The 5,055-nt window shown below is 30.6% G+C and carries 2 protein-coding genes; both read right to left on the bottom strand.

The genetic code is table 11. The features are described 5' to 3' along the window. On the bottom strand, positions 1–4,365 hold a 4,365-nt coding region (locus tag CI949_RS16690; RefSeq protein WP_290768405.1), incomplete at its 3' end, for an AAA domain-containing protein. 24 nt (positions 4,366–4,389) lie between these two features. Beyond that, a partial coding sequence (locus CI949_RS16685; protein WP_290768403.1) for an ATP-binding domain-containing protein occupies positions 4,390–5,055 on the bottom strand: 666 nt, incomplete at its 5' end.

The following is a 5,055-nucleotide window of genomic DNA, read 5'->3' as shown; positions in this document are numbered from 1 at the left end:
TTTAATTACAGAACTCATTGCCTGGTCTGGATCATTATAAAAAGCAGAACCTGATACGCGCCAGAAGGTCCAGCCAACTCTTTCTAATTGATGCTGACGCATTTTATCAGCCCACCATTGTTCCGGTGGATGCCAGCGGTCACCATCACACTCTACAGCCAGCCTGTTGTTTTCTCCTTCAACAACCAGATCAATTCTATAAGCACCTACTTCTACCTGAGGTGTAACTTCATATCCGCGTTCAGTTAACCAGTCATAGACATCTTCTTCAAATACAGAATCACATTTTTTCTTTTTATTTTCATCTAAATCTTTTTCTGTTACACCATTTTTAATATAATTTAATAATTTATAGCGCAGATCATCCGAATTGCTAAGATCAGTTCCCAATTGCACAGAATGGAATAGAATTAATTTATCTTTAGCGCGGCTGGTAGCAACATTAATTCGCTGTTCATAGGTTTTACCGGAGAGAGCTCTATAATTATCATCCTGACCACCAACAACCATTGATAAAATAATTATATCTCTTTCATCACCCTGAAAATCATAAGCATCACCAGCATGGAATCTTATTTTCTCCTGCTTTTTGGTGCTAATATAATTATCAATTAAATTATAGATATGTTTGGCCTGATCTCTTCCGGTTAAAGAGATAACACCAAAGGTTTTATCTCGATATTTATCTTTTTTTATTAACTCTGCTATTTTTTTACAAATTGCTTCTGCCTCTACTTTATTAACTTTATTTTTTCTATAACCATCTTTTACATAAACATTTTCTAAAACAGGCTCTAATTTTTCGCTCTGAGCCGGATTTCTTAATGGGATTATTTTATTCTGATAAAAAAGATCATTGTTAAAAGATATAATCTCAGGTAAACATCTAAAATGTTCTTTTAACATCAATTTCTTTGTCCCAAAAAATATTTCTGCTAACTCAAAAATACTAGTTTCTAAGTCAAAGTTATCACTAAAAGGAATATCACCTAAATAACGAGTAATATAATCTAAAACTTTCTGCTTATCTCTACCTACTGCAGAAGGAGTAATCTGTTTTTCATCTCCAACAATAATTGCTTTTTTAGCTCGCAAAAGGGCCAGTAAACTAGTTACATTAGATTGACTTGCCTCATCAATAATGACAACATCAAAAGTTGACATTTTTTTCACTGTTGTCTCAGAAACCTTATAGACAGGCATTATCCAGGCAGGTACAGAATCTCTAGCTTCTTTCATATATTTACGGGCTTTGGCAGCATATTTACTGGCATATTTACCATAACCCTTTCCAATTTTTTTGACCATACTTTTCCAGCTTTTTAAGGCCCCTATATTCTTTTGAGTAATATTATTGATCAAACTAATTTTGGTAGTCACTTCCACAATGTCTTCTTTTAATTCTCTAATCTTATCCTGATTTTCTTTAAGTTCAGCTTCTAATTTAGACATTTTCTCATTTTTATCTGCTATATCTTTTAGATAAGATTTTAGAATATTAAATTTCCAGGCTTCTTTCCAGTTATCTGGTTTAAGCTCATTAGAATCAATTTCAGAATCTAACCAATCCTGATACCAGCGAAAAGCTTCTTTTTTAAGAATCTCTAAATAACTTTTCATTTCCTGCAGCTTTTTTTGAGCCTTATCTAATTTAACTAATTGATTATAATGTTCTCCCCAGCTATCTACATGATCTCTGAATTCTGCAAAATCTTTTTCTAAGATTTCAAACAATTTTAAAGCTGTAGGATGAACATTTTTATTTTTAAATTTCAATAAATATTCTTTTTGCTTGCTATATTTATCATCAGCCTGATTCAACTTTAAATTATCTATTTTAAGCTCTAAAACCTCTAATATATTTGTAAATTCTTTTTCTAGATTATTTAGAATTATTTTTCCAGAACCATAGATCACTTTATTTAATTTCATTTTTAATTGATTTTTTAAGGATTTATTATAGTTAAAGGCATTAACAATTTTGTTAACAATTGAATTCACTTTTTTCGCCTTGTCTTCTATTTTTATTTCAGGCAAATTATTATCTATAAAATTAGCAGCAAAATTATCCCATTTGACAATAAGTTCTTTTTGAATAATTTTGCTTTCAATATATGCTTTAATCTTTTCCCAACCTTCTTTTGTTTCTGGAAGTTCTTGATTTAAACGGACAGATTTAATAGCCTCTTTTTGTCCTTTATCAAGTAAACCAAATAAACTTAGGGTATTCCAGGGATTTTTATCATTATCAACTCTCTCAAGAGCCTGATCAATAAACTTCTGATAACTCTCGTAATCATATTTATCATTAAGCTCTATATTATCTGTAAAACTTAATTTTTCTGCCTCTTTTTGCATTTTATTATTTAACTCATTTATTTTTTTTAAACTTATTTCAATATTATCCATCTCTTTTTTATTGTTTTCAATAAACTCCAGAGCCCAGCTTTCTTCAATATCAGAATAAATCTCATTTACTTCTTGAGTAAAATTATATGCTTCTTTTAAATCATCTAAATTATTTTTTAACTCTAAGCCCTCAAAATATTTATTAATATCTGCTTCTTTTTTTGCAATTTCATACTTGTTTTCTGCAATCTTTTCAAATTCTGCTTTGGTTATTATTTGATTTAGATCAGGTAGCTTATAATTTACCAAATCTTCCAGATTATCTTCAATATCTTTTCTAATTTTTAAAGCTTCACTGAGACTTTCAGCTGAAGGAATATTTGTCGAATGTAGTTTTATGATCTCTTCAAATTTAGTTCTTTTTTCTTCTATTTCATAGGCAGGAAAATCATTAAACCATTCATATTTATGTTCTTCATTTTTAACAAATCTCTGAGCATCAGCTGGATATAATTCTTTATCCATTGGTTCTATAAATACTGCCTTATCAGCATTAGATAATTTTTTCATATCTGCTTTGATAGACTCTAATTTCTTTCTTTTATGTTCAAATGATTTTTCCAGATTTGATCTCTTTTCAAATAATTGGGCTTCAGATGAGTTGGAAACTATATTAGTGATATTATCTATTACTCTTTCCAGCCTCTTAATCCTGTCATCATCATTTGATAAAACAGTCATACTTAATTTTTCAACAGCATCAGGCAGCATATCAGATAACACTCTTAAAGCCTGTTCTTTTTCACTGGTCACTAATACTCTTTTCCCACTGGCGACAAAATGAGAGACAAGATTGGCAATCGTGTGACTTTTACCAGTACCAGGAGGTCCCTGGACTACAACTCCCTGACTCTGCTGCAGATAATCTAAAATTCGTACCTGTTCTTGGTTGATTTTCTTAGGAAATAAGACCTTCTTATCCAAAGTGCTGTCCCACTCGGTGTGGGTATCAATTTGACTGTGATCAATTTTTTTATCTTCCGGTGGAGTTAAAATTTGTTCTAAAATTGGATTATCAATAGCTGAAGCATTTTTTATTTCCTTTTTAAATTCATCAATATCCTTTATCTGTTCAACAATTGTTTTTTTGCGGGTAAATAAAAGCCAGCCGTCAAAAATTTTTAAATCCTGACTAATCTTAGCTGAATCTAATTTGTCTATTTTTTTGACTTCCGCACCTGGAGCCAGTCCTTTTAAAAAATATAATAAATCAAGAAATCCCTCTTCAGTAGGATCTGAACTTACTAATTCATTGAAGACCTTTTTTATACTTTCTCTTTCTGACATAGATGTAAATTCTGAAAGTTGCTCGTCCTGTAACATCCAGCTTGCATCATCTGGATATGTAATTTTTATTTCATTTGATTTACCATCATAATTAATAGTCATATTGTGGGTAATAACTGGATAATTGAGGAATGAATTATCCTTCTGCCACTGCATTAAACCATAACCAACTACAAACTCAATATTATCTTGATAATCCAGAGCTTTTCTTTCCTGGAATAACTTATTATAAATATCTCTGATTTTTAAAACCGGCTCAATTTCTTCTAACCAATTTTCTAATTTATTTACATACTTCTGATAGCTTTCAATTCTTTGATCCTCATCAGAAAAATATATCTCTTCTTCCTCTCCAGTTTCATTAACAACAGATTTTTTATTTATTTTAGTTGGCAGAATGTATTTATCATTTTCTTCAAATTCAATCCATCCTTTTAATATTTCTGGTATTTCCGGTCTCTCTGGCTCATCTGGCCTCTTAATTGTTATTACTGGAGGAGATAATTCTGTTTCTTTTTCTATAGTAATAAATTCTTCAGACTGAAACTGATATTCGTATAATAAAAGGTTGTTGTAGTTATCAACATTATAGGTTACCTTATAACTCAATCGAATGACTTCTTCTAAATATTTAAAAAGATTTAATCCATTTTTTACAATATCCTGCATATATCATCTCTCCAATATAATTATTTAATAAACTTCTTTTTTCTTTTCATTCTTTTCTAATAGCGGCCTCTGAAAGATAAATTCAAAAGTATTACCACTTTTAATAACTTTTCTAAATTCATCATACATCGGGAAATCACCAATACCACTGACTTCTAACCAACCTTTAGTTCTGCTTAGAGCTACAAACAATTGGTTTCTTAAGGCAAAATTGCTTTCATCTTCTGCAATTTTATCCAGACCAATTACATAGACCATATAAGCTTCATTACCCTTGGCTCTGTAAGTAGTTGTAAAGGTAACTCCACCCTCATTCCAAAATTTATTTCTATCTTCATTAGGAAATTTGGGATAAAAAATATTATTTTTCAGTGCTTTAGGAATATAAATATCAAATCCTTCTTTATTGAGCCTTTTAGCAGCTCTGACTTTTAGATTATATGCTTCTCTACTCTCTCCTAAAGCAATAACTAAAATATCTCTACTTGGTGAGAGGCCATCGACTTCAATATTATATTTTATTTTTTCCACTAAATTGTTAAGCTCTTCCTTACGAGTATTATAGCTGTTAAATTTTATAATATCCTCCGGCCATAGTTCCGGTACCCGGTTGGGAGTCATTTCTTTAGGACGATGTAAGACTACCTTCTGTCCTACTGGATTAAAGCTCCCTTCCTTTATTTCATAACC

This window comes from Halanaerobium sp. (assembly GCF_003070835.1).
This window is presented reverse-complemented; position numbering and strand designations above follow the sequence as displayed.